Below are 15365 nucleotides of genomic sequence, written 5' to 3' on the forward strand. Positions count from 1 at the left end.
CGCCCCGCCCGTCCGGCCCGCCGGGCGGATGCGGGGCGCCGGCGGCCGAACCCGCCCCGCCATCCACCCGTTCACCACTGCCGCTGGAGGCCGTGTGTCCACGCATCTGCCCGAACGCCTCGTCATCGACCTGGAGGCCGAAGGGGAATTCCTCACCGACGACCCGTCCCCCACCCCCGAATCACACACCGCGCCGGGCGCCGACATCGGCTTCGACACCGAAGCCGAACAGCAGAACACCAACGACGCTTCCACCACCCCGCCCTTCGGCCCGGCGCAGCGCCTGGCGACCGGCGCCGTGCGCCTGGCCCGCCGCGAAGCCAACGCGCTGCGTACCGGCGCACGCGTCCTGGCCGCCGAGCGCGGCTCCTGGCTCAACGCCGCAGCCGAGACGCCCGCCCACCTGCGCGCCGACCTCCTCAACCGCCGCTACCGCACCTGGACCGCCCGCCGCCGCAGCGAGGCCGGGCGCCTGGAGGAGAAGGCCACCGCACTCGACAAGCAGGCCACCACCCTCGACCGGCGCGCCGAGCGGCTGCTCGCCGACGCCGCAGGCACCCCGGAGCACACCGGCACGCAGGCCGGCGCCTTGCGCAAGGAGGCCGCCGACCTGCGCAAGCAGGCCACGGCCTGGCGTGTCCAGGCCCAGGAGACCGAGCAGCAGCCCTACACCGGCCACCAGGAGCCCGTCGAGAAGCAGTTGGAACGTCACCGCCGCCGTACCGCGCGGCGGCGGTGGGCGGCCACCGCTGCTCTCGGCCTGGCGATCGGTTGGGGTGAACTCGCCCTCGGTGGCGCGCTGCCCGTCCTGACTGCGGCGGGCATTGCCGCTGCGTCGTGGGCCAAGGGGCGTTTCCCCGGCTGGCGCCGTGACCTGCCCGACGTCCCGGCCCTCACCTACGAGTCCGCCTCCGGCAAACCCACCACCGAAGCGACCGCCGGCGAGGAGCAGGCCACGGTCAACCTGACCAAGAACCAGACCACCACACCCGGGACCGGACCCACCGCGACCGCGAACAGCACCGCCCCGTTCGCGATCCACCAGGCGAACTCCCCCGACGAGGCCACCGAATGTGTCCGGCGGGCCCTGACCGCCGAGGGTGTGCCGCTCGCGCAGGTCGAGCAGGCCGTCTCCTACCCCTGGGGCTGGGAGGCGGTCTTCCGTGTCGCCGAAGGCACCCCGGGGGACGTCGCCGACAAGCTCGGCGCCCTGGAGACCCGCTTCGACGTCGGCGACGGCGACGTCATCCTCCAGCCCAACCGCAAACGCACCGCCGAAGCCCTCCTGCGCGTCGTCACCGGCGACCTGTTCGGCGCGATGAAGCCGCCCCCTTACCGGGCCCCGCTCTCCGTTGACATCACCGACCGCGGTGTCTTCGGTATGAGCGCCGACGGCAGTGACCTCGCTTTCTCTGTCGCCGAGTTGATGGGCGAGGCTATCGCCCGCTCCGGCGGCGGCAAGTCCACCATCATGCGCGACCTGCTGGACTGGACGACCGCGGCCCACAACGCGGTCACCTTGTTCCTCGACCCCTCAGGCGACGGGCCGGGCCAGTTCACCGACGCCGTCAAGCTGACCGCCACGAACCCGATCCACATCGAATTCATCCTGCTGTCGCTCTACCGGTTCGCCGCCGGGCGGGCCCGCATCCGCCGCAAGCTCGGCATGGGCGACGCCTGGCGCTGCTCCCCGGAGCACCCGGCGATCGTCATCCTCATCGACGAGTTCCCCAAGCTCAACAAACGCAGCAAGCAGATCATCGCCGAGCTGATGCTCGTCGGCCGCAAGGAAGGCGTGTGGATCCTCTTCGCCGCCCAGGGCGCCACGAAGGAACTGCTCGGCAGCAACATCGCCGAGCACCCCGCCCTGAAGATCATCGGTGCCTGCCGGGCCGTCGACACCACCGGGGCCCTCGGCGGCGGCGCCAGCGAATTCGGCTACCTGCCCCACCGCCTGCGCCCCAAGTCCGGCACTGAGCTCAACGACTGCGCCAAGACCTACATCGTCGGCGCCCCCGGCCTGTCCGAGGACCCGATGCTCCACAAATGGCACTACATCCCCGACGACGAAGGTGGCCGCCGCGCAGCCGAACGGCTCGCCGCCGGACTCGTCGACGTCGACCAGGCGTCGATCAACGCCGCCCTCAAGGCCCCGAACCCACCCGGCCTGAAATTCGGCGACGACGAAGAGGAGTACCTGCACTACATCCCGTGGCCCGAGCTGTTCCGCCTGGTCGCCGAACCCGACGACGAAGACGATGTTGCCGTCCCGGACCTGTCACCGATCCTGCAGGCGCTTCGGGACGCCTTCGCCGCCGACGGCGACCCCGACTTCCTCCTCACCGACCAGGTCCTCGACCATCTCGCCGCCACCGGCACCGAATGGCGGCAGTGGGACGACAGGGAACCCGCCGACCGCCGCCGTGAAGGTGCCAAGAAGATCGCCCGCCACCTCAAGAAGGAAGCCGGCATCGACACCCTCAAAACCGTCCGCCGCACCGACCTCGACAAGGACAACCCGCCCTCCGGCTACCTCCTGGAACACATCGAAGCCGCCATCACCACCCTCCAAGAACAGCACGCCATGTGACCACCAGCGGCGAAGGGGAGATCGCCGCCGCGCCAGCGCTGAAAAGTCCCGCCTACCACCTGTGCGCCCACGAGGCGCCCTCACCCGAAGGGAATCTGATGACGCAGAATGCCGAGCTCTGGGTCGGCACCTGCCACGGGAGCCACGACGGCCACCCCGCCACGGTCACCGTCACTCGCGACGCCGCCCTCCCGGAGCCGTACGGCTGGACGTGCACGTGCGGGGAGTCTCGGCGCTGTCCCACCGAGGTGGGTGTGTCCTCCGCTGCCTGGCGGCACACCCACCCCACCCGCCTCGACCGGCTGCGGCAGCGGGCAGCCCGCCGGTTCTCCACCCGCACCACCCGCTGACCTGACGCCCTGCCTGGTCCTCGCCGGTTCCGCCCGCGGGCCGCCGAAGACCAGGCAGACCGACACGGGGACGCGACACCGGCTCAGCGCAGCCGGGGCCGGTCCCACACCGGATCGTCGGGGGCGGGGCGCCCCATGATCCGCTGCAAGGGCGGCCCGGGTGCGGTCAGCTTCTGACGGACCTGCTCGTTGAACATCAGGCGCGCGGCCTCCACCCGTTCCCGTCGCTCAAACCAGTCCTCAGCCGGAGCCGGGCTACGCCGCACTTCCAGGTGCACTCGCCAGATCTCTTCATCGAGGGCATTGGCCGCCTCCACGATGCGGTGGTCCGCGACGAGCGCCACTTCGGCGAGCGTCCTATTCCATGCCTGCCAGTCCGGAACAGCCGACGACGACGAGCACCGCCCGCTCAGCACGGACAGTCCGACGAGCAGCGACGAGGACTCGCGCAGCACCGCCAGACACGCGCTCGTTTGACGGTCGAGCGACCACTGGCGCTGCTGGGAGCGCCTGCTCAACGCGGCGCCCGTCACGACACCGACAAGCGTCGTCAGCGCCGTCACGATCGCATCCCACGGTGCCCCCATCCGGGCAGTGTCCCGCAACACACGGCCGCACGACAGAGGCCCCGACGCCGCTTCCTTGCCCGGGGCTCGGCACCGGACACCGTCCGCGACCGGGCCTGCCCCAGCGCACGTCCTGACCACCAGACGCGCAGCACCGAACCGTCTACCGCCCGTCCCCGCGGCCATTCCACGAGCCCGCCGGTCCACCGCACTCTCTTCCCGAAAGGTCACCATGCTCCGCATCATCCGCACGTCCCGGCTCAACAGCCAGGCCAGTGCCCTCCTCCAGGCCCAAGGAGAGCGCGACCAGCTCCTGGACGCGAACCAGAAGCTGACGTCGTCCCTGGAAACCGAGCGCCAGCATGCACAGGATCTGAAGGCGAGCTGCAAGCAGCTGGGCGAACAGTTCGAGAGGCAGAAGGCCGCCTACACCCGGGCCTGCGACGAGCGCGTTCAGGAAGCCAGGCAGCAGGCCGAGGAGCTGCAGGCGAGGGCCGTCACCGTCCCGGAGCCGGAGCCCGAGGAGCTCCTCTACCGGTACAAGAACCAGGTTCTGACCGACGTCACCATCACCCTGCGCACCAAGAAGGTCGAGCTCGCCTACGGCCCGCGCGTGGAACTGACGCTCATCCTGCGGTGCGCCGGCTGCGACTTCACGAGGACCGACGCCTCCCTGTGCGTGGCCGACGACCCCGAGTCCCGGCAGAACTTCCTCGCCGACGACGCCTACGGCGGCGCGGTGAAGGGCGATGCGCAGCGGCACGCCGAGAGGTGCCGCGCCGTCCCGCTCGATTCCGAGCCCCCGGCCTGACCCGCCGCGGCACTCGACATCGGGCACCGCGGGCGTGGCCGAGTCCCAGACGGTGCCCGGCGGTGCTGCGGTGGGTCGCCGTCCGGCCAGCTGCGGCCCCGGAATCTCGTCCCCGGCCGGGTGGATGCCCCGCCGGGCCGTACGCCCTGCCCTGGGCCGTGCAGGGCGTGATCGGGGCTTCGTGCGGCAGGAGTGCCTCTTTGTCGCGGGCAACGCCGTCTCGGCCGGGGAGCGCGACCGCGGCGGTTGCTCACCCGGATGTGCGTATCGGCCCGTGCTGCCGGGGCGCTCCCGGTTGTCGCGGCCCGCGTTCGGCAAGGACTGTAGCCGCTTTGACGCCGCTGGCCCCCGGGGTGTGTGCGGGACATGAGGGAGGAGAACCGCGCTGACCGCCACCCGCGGTCCGGCGGTCAGCCGCCTCGGCCGGGAGAGCGTTCCACGCCCTGGCCAAAATGCATAGTCCATGAATGCATTTACTTGAAATGCATTCACTGAGAGTGCATTCTGGGTGTCGTGCCACACCGCACCACCGACGGGGCACACCGCCCGCCCCTGCCCAACACCCTTCGACAGGAGACGCCATGACCACTCGAGAGCCGGTACAGCTCGCCGCCGACGCGATCCGTGAGGCCATCACCTGCGACCGCGCAGAGTGCACGCCGCAGCAACACGAGAAGTTCGTCGCCGAAAACTTCCAGATCGCCGCCGAGCGGATCCGGAACGGCGACTGACGAGCCGACGCCCACCGACCGGCGCCCCTGCGGACCACCGACCCCGACCTGACCACTCGCCCACTGATGCCCCAGGAAGGACACCCACACATGAGCGTCACGATCACGAACACGTACGGCACCGTGCACAACGTCAGCGAGACCAACCCGGCCCACGTCACGAGCTGCGACTCCTACCGGCTGCCCCTCGTCGGCGCCATCGCCCCGGGCAACCCCGGCTATGAGGACATGGTCGAGATGCTGCAGGGCAACGGCCACGACACCCGCCCTGAGGGGTACGGGCTGGTCTTCCTGGAGTCCGAGGAGTTCAGCGCGACGTACTTCGGATCGATCGAGCAGATCGAGGAGTACCAGCGCGAGAACATCGACGGCACGGCGACCTTCGACGCCTCGCAGGGCGTCACGTACGCGAAGTGGCCCCACGGCAAGGGCTGGGACACCTTCCTCCCCCGCGTCTTTTGGAACATGAAGGCGCGCGGTGCGATCGCGGACGGCGTCGGCCTCGTCACCGCCTTCGCACACACCGAGACCCCGGGCGCCGAGGTCATCGTCTACGAGTTCGAAGGCGCGTGGCGCCCCGGCGGCGAGCCGGAGCAGTTGGTCACCTACCACTGCACCGCCTGCCACATGGACACCTTCCACGACAGCGGCCACGTCCACGAGAACACCGGACCCGACCTCCGCCGCTGGGCCGCCCGCCAGGCCCGCCAGCACATCATCAGCGCCGCCCGGCACGGCGTCGGCGACAAGAACAGCGCCTGCCGTCCCAACAACGGCGAGATGCTGCGCGCCGTGAACGCGGTCGCCCGCGACATGTGGGGCAACACCGGCAACGTCCTGCCGGACACCGACGACGCGTACTGCGCCACCAAGGGCCCCTGCTCAATCATCCGCGAACTCCGCGCCGGCGTCCGCCCGTCCGTCTACCGCGCCTGACGGCCTGACGGCTGCCAGAGCACCCGATCCGAAGGAATCCCGCGATGACCACCCTGAGCGCAGCTCGACTCCACCGCATCCTGCAGCAGACCACCCTGCACATGAGCGACGACGAGACCCTCCCCGTCATTCACGGCCTGCGCCTCGACTCCGACGGCGTCACCCTCCACGCCATCGGCACCGACCGCTACACCCTCGCCATCGCCCGCACGCCCCTCCACCAGCAGGGAGACGCCTGGGCCCGCACCCTCCCCGCCACCGAAATCTCGACACTGAACGTCTGGTTGTCCGGCCGCGCCGACGACGAGCGCACCCTCACCCTGACCCCCGGGGACGACACCCTCACCGTCGCCGACGGCGCCGCCCGCCTCACCGTCCCCACCCTCACCACCGACTACCCCGCCTGGCGCGACATCGCCCGCACCGCGCTGGTCAACCCCCTCTCCCCCACGCCCACCCGCCTCCGCCCCGCCCTCCTCGCCCGATTCAGGAACGCGGGCGAGACCGCGCAGGTCTGGCACTCCACCCCCGGCAAGCCGCTGATCGTCCTCGCCGAGGACTACCTCGGCCTCCAGGTCCCGACGCGCACCGGCGCCCAGGAGCCCGACCAGGCCGATGCGCTCGCGCAGTGGGCCACGACCCTGGGTACCACCGGCCCCCGCGCACAGCTGGTGCCGCCCCGCCCCGCTCCCGGAGCCGCCGAAAAACTCAACGAGCAGCTGCTGCAGCAGACGATCCTCGACCTCGACGAGGCCCACGCCGCCACCACCAACAACTTGCCCCTCTACAGCGCGTGGGCCGACGCCGCCGTCAACGCCTGGACCGCACACCGCCTGCTGGCCGCCCTGCGCATCGCGGACCCCGACCGCGCCGCCGCGCTCGCCGAAACCCTCACCGAGGAAGTCGAGGGCGCCCTCGGCGAGCTCGCCCACGATGCCGCCCGAGCTGACGGATACGACCCACTCCGCTGGCAGCAGGAGTACGCCGCGGACAAGGCCGAGCGCGCCGCCCTTCGCGCCCCGATCACCGCCTGACAGGTCTGGCGGTTGCCTGATCCACCCGCACCGCCGTACGCGGCCCGGGTGGTGACGGGGAGCCGGACAGCCCGCCCGGCCGGAAGGAATCCGACATGGCCCTCGACATCACCCCGGACACCTCGCCCACGACGTCATGCGACCTGAGCAAGAACCTCGACGACGCATCCAGGACGCCCTCGGACTGCTCCTAGCCGCCGCCCTCGCTGTCACCTGCTGAGCAGCGGATGCCATTCCACGTACACCTCGCGTCCATCGGACGCCTCCACGGCCCTGCCCCTCGATCGAGGACACCACAACCGTGCCCACCTCGGCTCTCCCCCAGTGCGCCGGCTCCCGTCACCGCACCGTCGACCGGACCAAGGAGTCCTGACATGAAGACCTGCGCCTTCTGCGCCATCGTCGCCGGGGAGGCCCCGGCCCAGATCGTCCGCGAATGGCCCGACGCCATCGCCATCCGCCCCCGCAGCGGCGGCTGCACCGACGGACACGTCTTCGTCATCTCGCGAATCCACGTGAAGGACGCGGGCGAAGACCCGGACCTGTACGGCGCCGTGAGCGTTCGCGCGGGTCAGCTGATGGCCGAGCACCCCGCCGCCAACATCCTCACCAGCAAGGGCCCCGAGGCAACGCAGAGCATCTTCCACCTCCACATTCACCTTGTCCCCCGCGTGCTGGACGACGGCCTGCCGTTGCCCTGGACCCCGCAGCACGCCGCCCGCGCCGCTATCGCCGCCGCGCAGAATGGAGCCACCACATGAGCGCCGTCAACCTGGTCATGGCCCGAGAGCCCCTCCCGGGCGGTCCGTCCGTCTTCCTCGCCGGCCCCACCCCCGACAGGAGCGCGCCTGTCCCATCCTGGCGGCCCGAGGCCGCCCGCGCCCTGGCCGCGCAGTGGACCGGTGACCAGCCACTGACCGTCCTGAGCCCCGAATCCCGGAACGGCAAACGCGCCGACCGCTACGAGACCCAGGTCGACTGGGAGACCGCGGCCCGCGCAGCGGCTGGGGCAATCCTCTTCTGGATCCCGCGTGACGTGCAGAAGATGCCCGGATTCACGACCAACGTTGAGTTCGGCCTGGACGTTGCGACGGGCCGGGCAGTGCTGGGCTGCCCGCCGGACTGTCCCAACCCCGAGCGCAACCGCTACTTGATCTACGTGGCCCGCCGCCACGGCGTACCGGTGTGCACCACCCTGACCGACACCGCAGCCGCGGCACTCGCCGTGGTCACGGCCAACGGCGGCCCGGCAGCCCGATAGGGCGCCGGACGGCTGCGCCACCACTCTGACCAATCCCACCCCGTGAGTAGGACACCGTGCACCTGCATTTGCCATGGATGAGCCGTTCGGAGCGCGAGCGATGGAAGACCGCCCCCACCCCACCCTCACCCGCCACACCCCCGCGCTCGCCGCCGCCAACCGCGCCGGGTTCCTCGTCATGGCCGCCCAGGCCAGCCTCGCCAACGGTCCGCTGCAGCTGAAGGCCGCGGTACAAGGCTTCGCCACCGACCCGGCGCTCATCCGCCGCCTGGTCGACGCCGCCGAAGACGCCGGACTCACCATCGTCCTCAACGATCACCTCGACGCCGAGAAGGGGCCGGGCGACGGCATCACGGTCGCCACTTTTGACGGCCGGGAAACCAGCGTCTTCGGTGAAGCGCTCGGGCTGGACGACATCCAGGCCATGTGGCCGCGCCTTCCCCACGCCGTGGAAGCGATCTTCCCTGCCCTGCAGATCACGCTCACCAATCCCGAGTTCGGCCCCAGCGAACTGTTGTGGGACACCCTCACCGCAGCCGCCGCCGTCCACACCGCCCCGCTGTCGTGACCGCTCGCCGCCTGCGCGCCGCCCTGCTGCTGCCGCCGTCCAGGCCACCGCGGCGACGTTCGCCGCCGTGCTCAAGGCCAACCACCTCAAGGTCTACGCCGACCGGCACCGCATCAAGATCACCGCTCTGCCCCTGCCCACCTGCCCAGACTGCCACGGCGAAGGCGGCTGCTGGATCGCAGGCGCCTTCCCCGAGATGGAGGCGTGCGGCTGCTGGGCCGACCGGCGCGAACTCCACGTACGGCTCCTTCCCCTCACAGCTTGGGACGAGCCGCCGTTCTGAACCCACCGCTCCGGGCCGGGCTCCGGCCGGGAGCAAGACCCACGGGCGGCCGCGGTACCAGCCCAAGCCGACCGCCCCACGCGTCCCGCCCCGAACCCCGAGAAGAGGAGAACCCAGCATGACCGAGCGCCTCCGCGCCATCGAGGGCCTCGCCCTGGTCGCCGCCCTCACCAGCGTCTTCAGCGAATTCCACCCGCTTTGCGAACAGTTCGTACAGAACAGCCACGACGCATCGACCAAGGGCATGCACGGCGACCACCCCGTCTACCGCAGCGACGGCTCCCCGGTGGAAGGCACCCCTCAGCGGCACGGGCACGCAGGCCGCACCTGCACCGCCAGCGCCTACGGCCGCCGCTCCGCCGCCCGACACGTCGCCAGCTACACCGCCGTGCAGCTGGCCGCGACCGTCGCCCTCACCCACACCCTCGGCTACCGCGTCCCGCCCAAGGCCCTGCTGACCGGCGCCGCGATCAACGCCGTCACCCACGGCATCATCGACCGCCGTGACCCGCTGATCTGGCTCGCGAAGAAGGCTGGCAAGGACAGCTACATCAAGCACGCCACCGTCGTCCGCAAGGTCGGCGGCGAGGGAACCGAGCACCCCGAGCCGGTCCAGGACATCGCAGGCCCCGGCACGGCCCTGATGGAGCTGGACCAGGCGGCCCACCGCGCGATCGGTGTCGCCGCCGCCCTGGTCACCACATGGATCACCCTGCGCAAGGGACGCCGGTGACCTCCACCACCGTCCCGGCCCTGCCCGCCATTGCCTGAGGCGCCGGTCCCGCCCGGACACCGGCCGGGCGGCACCGGCCCGTCAGCTCGCACCACAGGAGGAACCGTGTCCCGCTCCACCCTCACCACGATGGCCCCGGCCGGACGTCTCACCACCGTCCTCGCGGACGTTCTCGGCACCGACTGGGCCAGGCTCACGTCGGACTGGCCCGTTGTCTTCGGCAACGAGGCCGTCGACCGGCAGCTCACCGTCTACCCGGACCGGCTCAACCACCGGCTCGTCTTCATCAGCACACCGCAGGCCTGCGACGACTTCGCCCAGCAGCGCTTCGCGAAGTACACGCCCGACCTGACCGGCCACGACAGCATCGACAGCTGGCTCGCCGACGGCGACCTGGACACCGTCGCCGACGCCCTGGCCATCATCCTGGAGCGGCTCGTCGAACAGCCCCTCCCCGAGCGGGCCACGCACAACGACCCGCTGCAGACCGAGCGCGAGCACCTCGCCGAGCAGGCCACCAAACTGGCCGCGCACGCCTCCCGCTTCGCCGCCGGCCTCATCTGGGGCCAACCCGTCACCGACGGCGCCCAGCGCCTCGCCACCCTCGCCCTCAACCTCGCGCACACCGCGACCCGCGTGGACGAGCTGCGCGGCTACCCCCAGCGCCACCGCTGACCAACCCCGGCACGTTCTGACTGACACGGAGGAAGCCATGACACGCAGCGCCCGGCCCGCCGTCCACTATCTCGCGACCCGGCCCGACGGCACCGTCCCGCCCACCAGCCCCCGCCTCGTCCCCCACGGCGAGGGCGTGCCGACCGTCAACCTCGCCGACCACATCGGCCAGGTCGTCGACCACCCCAGCCCCGGGGCGAAGTGGTACACCGACACGCCCTTCAGCTACTTCCACCTGTACGCCCGGCCCGGCGAGATCCTGGAGCGCATCGAGGACGGCTGGCCGATCCGGCTGTTCGTCGTCGAGCCGCGTGGTGAGACCGGCAACTGGGGCGCGGACTTCGCTCCGTACTGGCTGATGTCCCACCAGATCTACGTCGTGGAAGAGACCGAGGCGTGGCGGGCGTTCGGACACCGTGGCGCCCAGGTCCTGACCGTGCTGGCCGAGCTGCCTGAACTCGCCCGGCAGTGGGCCGCGGAATGGGCCGCCGACCCCGACGGCACCGCCCGCGCCTACGCCGCATGGCACTCCAGGATGGACGAGACGCACGCTCTGGGCTGGTGGGCGTTCCACCGGGCCCGCTCCTCCCGCCGCGCGGCCGCCCTGAAGGCAGCCGACCAACTCGCCCACGACGCCGCCGTGCAGGCCACGACCGCGGTCGGCGCCGAACCGCACGCCGCCGACATGATCCGCCTACGTGCCCGCGCCCTGACCGCCGGGCAGCTCCTGCACGACCGGATCTGCTCGGGCCAGTACGAGCGGTCGGTCCGCGGCCTGCTCCTTGGCACCGGGCTCGACAAGTCCGCCTCCCGCGTGGCCTGACCAAACCACGCTCCTCCCGCCGCCCCGCCGCCCCGCCGCCCCGCCGCCCCGCCGCCCCGGCCTCTGGCCGGGGCGGTCGTGTTGTTCCGCCCAGCAGATGCAGACCCGAGGCCGGTAGTCCGGGCCAATCCCGGCACCGCCTCGGGCACCGATCCCGTACGAGACCGAGGGAGCCCCAGAATGTCCTCCAGCGCGCGCGTACCCGGCCAGCCCCCGCATCGCGCCCTGATCATCACCGGCATCGTGGTGCCGCTGACCGGCTGGACCGTCCACGCCGTCACCCTGCACCGCCGCCTCCGGGAGGACCCCCTCACCGGGCTCCTCAACCGCGACGGCTACACCGCCCGAGCCCAGAAGATCGCCCGTCGGCACCCCGTCACCGGCCTTGTCCTCCTGATCGACGTCGACCACTTCAAGACGATCAACGACACCCGTGGCCACGCCGTCGGCGACCGCGTCCTGGCCGTCACCGCACGACGCCTTGCCGCCTGGACGGGCAATCGCGGCGTGGCCGGCCGCCTCGGCGGCGACGAGTTCGCCGCAGCCCTCCAGGTCACACCCTCCCGACGCCTTGCCGCCTGGACGAGTTGACCGCGATGCTCGCCCGGCCGGTCCACACCCTCGACGGCAAGGGCAGCACGGTCGACGTCGCCGTGTCCGTCGGCGCCGCCACCCCCGAGGAGATCGGCACCACCGACCTTCGCTCCCTGCAACGGGCCGCCGACGCCGCGATGTACGAGGGAAAGCACACCGGCCGCGCTCACCTCGCCACCCGGGCCCACGCCTCCGTGACGTCCATCAACGGGCGCCGTGCCGGCCGTCCCGGCACGGCTGCCGGGGATGTGGAAGCCGCCGCGTGACCATCGGCCGGCCTGCTGCGGGCGGCCTCGCCACCTGCCGCCCGCAGCAGGCCGGTACGCCGGAGCCCGACTGCGCATCACCCACCCGCAGTCGTACGCGCGATCAGCGCGACGCACCGGCCCGGCGCCTCCCGACGACTCGGGAACTGCGTGCGTGGTATGCGGCTTCGCGTCGCTTACCAGGGGGCTGTGACGGCCTTGTGACCTGGGAGAGCTTCCTTGGTAAGCGGGGCGGTAAGGGACGTGAAGAAAGTGGTGGTGTCGGCGGTCGCGGCCCGAGGCTCTGTAAGTCGCCTGCGGAGACGACCACCCTCAAGTCCACCCACATAAATGCATTCTCTTGAAATGCATTCATTCATGATGCACTATTGAGGGGCGGTGCTCCTCCGGAGTGCCGCCCCTCCCGCCATCCCTATGCGAAACGGAGCACCATGTACCCCCTCTACCGCCTCACCGACGGCTACACCGACCCCGACGAGTACGGCTGGACCCTCACCAACGACTCCGCCGACGCCTACCTCCAGAAGACCCACGGGGAGTTCGTCACCAACGCCTCCGAGAAGGAAGAGGCTGACGCCGCCATCGCCTGGGCCAACACGATCATCAAGGAGCCCGTGGTCTGGACTCGCGTGATCGTCGACCGCGGCCACTACACCTTCACGCACTACGAGGCCGACGCCCTCCGCGACCGTGGCCTGGACCGGGTCCGCTACGAGTGCGACTGCGGCGTCACCCTCAGCGTGACCGCCGGCACCGCCGAGACCGCCGAGGTCCTCGCTGCCATCCGCGCCCACACCTGCACCGCCCCCTGACCGCCGCCGGGGCACCGCGGCCGACCGCGTGCGCCCAGCACCCGCACCACGCCGTATGTTGATGCCCGGCCAGCCACCGGCCCCGGGCCGTCCCGAGCGGACCAGGGCCACGACCCCGACCCGCAAGGACCCCGATGCCCCCCAAACCCGACCGCGAAGCCGCCCGCCGCGACCTCGAAGCCGCCCTCCGCCTCGCCAAGGAGCGCTACGACACCGAGCTGCAGGAGATCGACGAGGCCCGCGCCGCCGCCGAACAACGGTTCTGGCACGCCGTCGCCGAACAGCTCGGCCAGTACCACGGCGCCACGGCCGACGCCGAGGAAGTCCTGCCGTGGAAGCGCAACCACATCACCCACATGGCCAACAAGGCGCTCAGGGCCGCCCGCTCCGACGCCGACGACTGACCGGCAGGTCCGGCGGCCCGCACCGTGGCCGCGGCCGCCGGACCAACCGAGAGGCCCCGATGCGACAGCACGCCGCCACCACCGCGCCCCGCCTCCGCGCACCGCTCCCCCCGCCCACCGGCGACGAACCCTGCCACTCCCCCGGCGCCCGCCCGCAGATGTGGACCAGCGCCACCGACCACGAACGCGACCAGGCCCAGCAGGCGTGCCGCACCTGCCCCGCCGTGGAGGCGTGCCTCGCCTGGGCCCTGGACCACCCCGACAGCGCCGGGGACGGCGTCTGGGGCGCCACCACCGCCGCCCACCGCGCCCAACTGACCCGGCGTCACCACCCGCCCCGGCCCCCGTCGCTCCCGCCCGCCCCCTCCGAGCGCGCGCAGATCGTCGCCCGGCTCCTGGACGGACACAGCGCCCCCGACATCCACCTCGCGCACCCCACGGTCAGCCTCGGCACCATCGTGGCCATCGCCGCCACCCTGCCCCCACCGCGCCCGCCCCCTCACAGGAGCCCGAGCCCGCCGACCGCGGCCTGCTGGGCGCCCTCCACTGGGGCGAACGGCACCACCTGCCGCGCGTACGCGCCCTCGCGGCCACCGTCTGGGACACCCTCAACGCCCTCGCCGCCGAGCGAGCCGAGGAGCACCAGGCCCTGGCCGAGGCACGGCGTCTGCAGAGCCGGATCCGCCGCTGGGCGCGCCAGCGCGGCTACCACCTCCACTCCCACGAACCGCTGCCGCGTGGGGTGTTGAAGGAGTGGGCCGCCGCCCACCACCTGTCCCCGCACGCCGACGCTGCCGCGTAATCGCCCACCGCGGCCCGGGCCTCGCTTCCGCGGCCCGCCTCGTCCCGTTCCCTCGTCCGGAGTTGAGATGACATCCGCACCGTCCCCCGCCCGCACCGGCCTGCCCGCCGTCGCCCCTACCGCCCCAGCGTCGGCAGCCCGCCTGCGCCGCATGCTCGACGGCCTCGACGGCGACGTCCGGGCCCTGACCGTCCACCAGCCCTACGCCACCGCCATCGCCCTGGCGGGCCACCACCACTGGACCCTGACCGGCGCCTGGCCGCTGCCCGAACCGGTCCCGGCCCGCGGCCAACTCGGCCTGTGGCGCCCGAAGGCCGACGCGCTTGAAGCCGTCCACCGCCAGCTCGCCGCAGCCCTCGCCGCTACCGGCACCACACCAGCCCGGCCGGTCCCCTCCCCCACCACTTGACGCGCCGCGTGCCGCTCACCACGGCCCGCGGCGGCGCGCGGGGCGGCGGCACCCGCCGGTGAACTGCGATCGCAGCAGAGCCCCGTGTGACCGACCTGCTGTGCACCCCGCCGACGCCCCTGCTCCCGCCGACGAACTCCGTACCGACGCCTGCGCCTTGGAAGGACACCGTGACCGACCAGCACTACGACGAAGCCCGCACCTTCGCGCGCGACCTCGGCGGCCACCTGACCCAGGCCATCCTCCAGCGGCGCCTGCGCCTGCGCCTCCAGGACGCCACCGCGATCCTCGACCGCCTCGCTCACGACGGCCACATCGTCGCCGAAGCCCGTGAGGCCGACCGCCGCCACAACCTGGCACGCGCACTGCACTCCTACACCCAGGCGCTGACGGGATGCGCCCACTACGAGACGGCCGGGCACGGGGGCAGCCTGCCGCTCCACGGATGGGCCAGCCACCACGACGCACGCCAGGTCGCCGCCGATGCCCGCACCACAGCCCTGACCCTCGGCGCCACCACCGCCCAACTCCACGACGCCGCCCACCAAGCCCGGACCAACGCAGAGAGCAACGGGGCCCGTCATGACGGCTGACTGCTACCTCGTCGTCACCTGCGACGCCCCCGACCCCGCCGAGCCGGACGGCCGCTGCGCCTCCGAAGGCCACTGGCCGGTCCGCGTCGCCCACCGATGCAGCGGACCGTGAAAGGAACCTGGC

General features: G+C 72.0%; 22 protein-coding genes. 21 read left to right on the forward strand and 1 reads right to left on the reverse strand.

The features are described from left to right. Positions 1 to 94 precede the first annotated feature (94 nt). Both OG422_RS31300 and OG422_RS31305 read left to right on the forward strand, forming a co-directional pair. The gene (locus OG422_RS31300) at positions 95 to 2590 is read left to right on the forward strand and encodes a hypothetical protein (protein WP_331759922.1); all 2496 of its coding nucleotides are present in this window, start codon (positions 95 to 97) and stop codon (positions 2588 to 2590) included. A 98-nt stretch (positions 2591 to 2688) separates the two neighbouring features. After that, a complete protein-coding gene (locus OG422_RS31305) occupies positions 2689 to 2940 on the forward strand; it encodes a hypothetical protein (RefSeq protein ID WP_405748163.1) in 252 nt (83 codons plus the stop codon). A gap of 83 nt (positions 2941 to 3023) precedes the next feature. On the opposite strand, the gene OG422_RS31310 is transcribed toward OG422_RS31305, so the two are convergent. Continuing rightward, on the reverse strand, positions 3024 to 3503 hold the full coding sequence (locus tag OG422_RS31310) for a hypothetical protein (RefSeq protein WP_405748165.1): 480 nt from the start codon (positions 3501 to 3503) through the stop codon (positions 3024 to 3026). Between the two features lie 235 nt (positions 3504 to 3738). On the opposite strand from OG422_RS31310, the gene OG422_RS31315 reads away from it, so the two are divergent. The 19 genes from OG422_RS31315 (at position 3739) to OG422_RS31405 (ending at position 15353) form a co-directional block, all read left to right on the forward strand. Continuing rightward, positions 3739 to 4317: a hypothetical protein gene (locus OG422_RS31315; protein ID WP_331759926.1), complete on the forward strand. Its 579-nt coding sequence runs from the start codon at positions 3739 to 3741 to the stop codon at positions 4315 to 4317. Between the two features lie 581 nt (positions 4318 to 4898). Then, positions 4899 to 5048, forward strand: a complete 150-nt coding sequence (locus OG422_RS31320; RefSeq protein WP_331759927.1) for a hypothetical protein — start codon at positions 4899 to 4901, stop codon at positions 5046 to 5048. Between the two features lie 90 nt (positions 5049 to 5138). Beyond that, positions 5139 to 5984, forward strand: a complete 846-nt coding sequence (locus OG422_RS31325) for a hypothetical protein (RefSeq protein ID WP_331759929.1) — start codon at positions 5139 to 5141, stop codon at positions 5982 to 5984. A 44-nt stretch (positions 5985 to 6028) separates the two neighbouring features. Next, entirely contained in the window at positions 6029 to 7018 is a 990-nt protein-coding gene (locus tag OG422_RS31330) for a hypothetical protein (protein ID WP_331759931.1), read from the forward strand. 374 nt (positions 7019 to 7392) lie between these two features. After that, entirely contained in the window at positions 7393 to 7779 is a 387-nt protein-coding gene (locus OG422_RS31335; RefSeq protein ID WP_331759933.1) for an HIT domain-containing protein, read from the forward strand. Then, positions 7776 to 8279 (forward strand): nucleoside 2-deoxyribosyltransferase domain-containing protein, encoded by a 504-nt coding sequence (locus tag OG422_RS31340; RefSeq protein WP_331759935.1) that lies wholly within the window; start codon positions 7776 to 7778, stop codon positions 8277 to 8279. The genes OG422_RS31335 and OG422_RS31340 overlap by 4 nt, the downstream gene beginning before the upstream one ends. 100 nt (positions 8280 to 8379) lie before the next feature. After that, on the forward strand, positions 8380 to 8847 hold the full coding sequence (locus OG422_RS31345; RefSeq protein WP_405748168.1) for a DUF6919 domain-containing protein: 468 nt from the start codon (positions 8380 to 8382) through the stop codon (positions 8845 to 8847). A gap of 67 nt (positions 8848 to 8914) precedes the next feature. Next, positions 8915 to 9130, forward strand: a complete 216-nt coding sequence (locus OG422_RS31350) for a hypothetical protein (protein ID WP_331759939.1) — start codon at positions 8915 to 8917, stop codon at positions 9128 to 9130. A 118-nt stretch (positions 9131 to 9248) separates the two neighbouring features. Next, positions 9249 to 9863: a hypothetical protein gene (locus tag OG422_RS31355; protein ID WP_331759941.1), complete on the forward strand. Its 615-nt coding sequence runs from the start codon at positions 9249 to 9251 to the stop codon at positions 9861 to 9863. Positions 9864 to 9968: 105 nt separating this feature from the next. Continuing rightward, positions 9969 to 10538, forward strand: a complete 570-nt coding sequence (locus tag OG422_RS31360) for a hypothetical protein (protein ID WP_405748171.1) — start codon at positions 9969 to 9971, stop codon at positions 10536 to 10538. Between the two features lie 37 nt (positions 10539 to 10575). After that, positions 10576 to 11361 carry a hypothetical protein gene (locus tag OG422_RS31365; protein WP_331759945.1) on the forward strand — a complete coding sequence of 262 codons (786 nt, stop codon included), beginning with the start codon at positions 10576 to 10578 and terminating at the stop codon, positions 11359 to 11361. Between the two features lie 180 nt (positions 11362 to 11541). Next, positions 11542 to 11952 (forward strand): GGDEF domain-containing protein, encoded by a 411-nt coding sequence (locus OG422_RS31370; RefSeq protein WP_331759947.1) that lies wholly within the window; start codon positions 11542 to 11544, stop codon positions 11950 to 11952. Between the two features lie 5 nt (positions 11953 to 11957). Further along, positions 11958 to 12221 (forward strand): hypothetical protein, encoded by a 264-nt coding sequence (locus OG422_RS31375; protein WP_331759949.1) that lies wholly within the window; start codon positions 11958 to 11960, stop codon positions 12219 to 12221. A 431-nt stretch (positions 12222 to 12652) separates the two neighbouring features. Continuing rightward, entirely contained in the window at positions 12653 to 13033 is a 381-nt protein-coding gene (locus OG422_RS31380) for a hypothetical protein (RefSeq protein ID WP_331759951.1), read from the forward strand. A 134-nt stretch (positions 13034 to 13167) separates the two neighbouring features. Then, a complete protein-coding gene (locus tag OG422_RS31385) occupies positions 13168 to 13437 on the forward strand; it encodes a hypothetical protein (RefSeq protein WP_331759953.1) in 270 nt (89 codons plus the stop codon). Between the two features lie 59 nt (positions 13438 to 13496). After that, positions 13497 to 14186 (forward strand): WhiB family transcriptional regulator, encoded by a 690-nt coding sequence (locus OG422_RS31390; protein WP_405748173.1) that lies wholly within the window; start codon positions 13497 to 13499, stop codon positions 14184 to 14186. A 120-nt stretch (positions 14187 to 14306) separates the two neighbouring features. Further along, complete coding sequence (locus OG422_RS31395) at positions 14307 to 14648, forward strand: hypothetical protein (protein ID WP_405748174.1); 342 nt, start codon at positions 14307 to 14309, stop codon at positions 14646 to 14648. An 86-nt stretch (positions 14649 to 14734) separates the two neighbouring features. Beyond that, positions 14735 to 15241, forward strand: a complete 507-nt coding sequence (locus OG422_RS31400) for a hypothetical protein (protein ID WP_331759959.1) — start codon at positions 14735 to 14737, stop codon at positions 15239 to 15241. Further along, positions 15231 to 15353: a hypothetical protein gene (locus OG422_RS31405; RefSeq protein ID WP_405748176.1), complete on the forward strand. Its 123-nt coding sequence runs from the start codon at positions 15231 to 15233 to the stop codon at positions 15351 to 15353. Before OG422_RS31400 ends, OG422_RS31405 begins: the two co-directional genes overlap by 11 nt. The last annotated feature ends 12 nt before the right edge of the window (positions 15354 to 15365 follow it).

It is taken from the genome of Streptomyces sp. NBC_01525 (assembly GCF_045040405.1).
Taxonomy (GTDB): domain Bacteria; phylum Actinomycetota; class Actinomycetes; order Streptomycetales; family Streptomycetaceae; genus Streptomyces; species Streptomyces benahoarensis.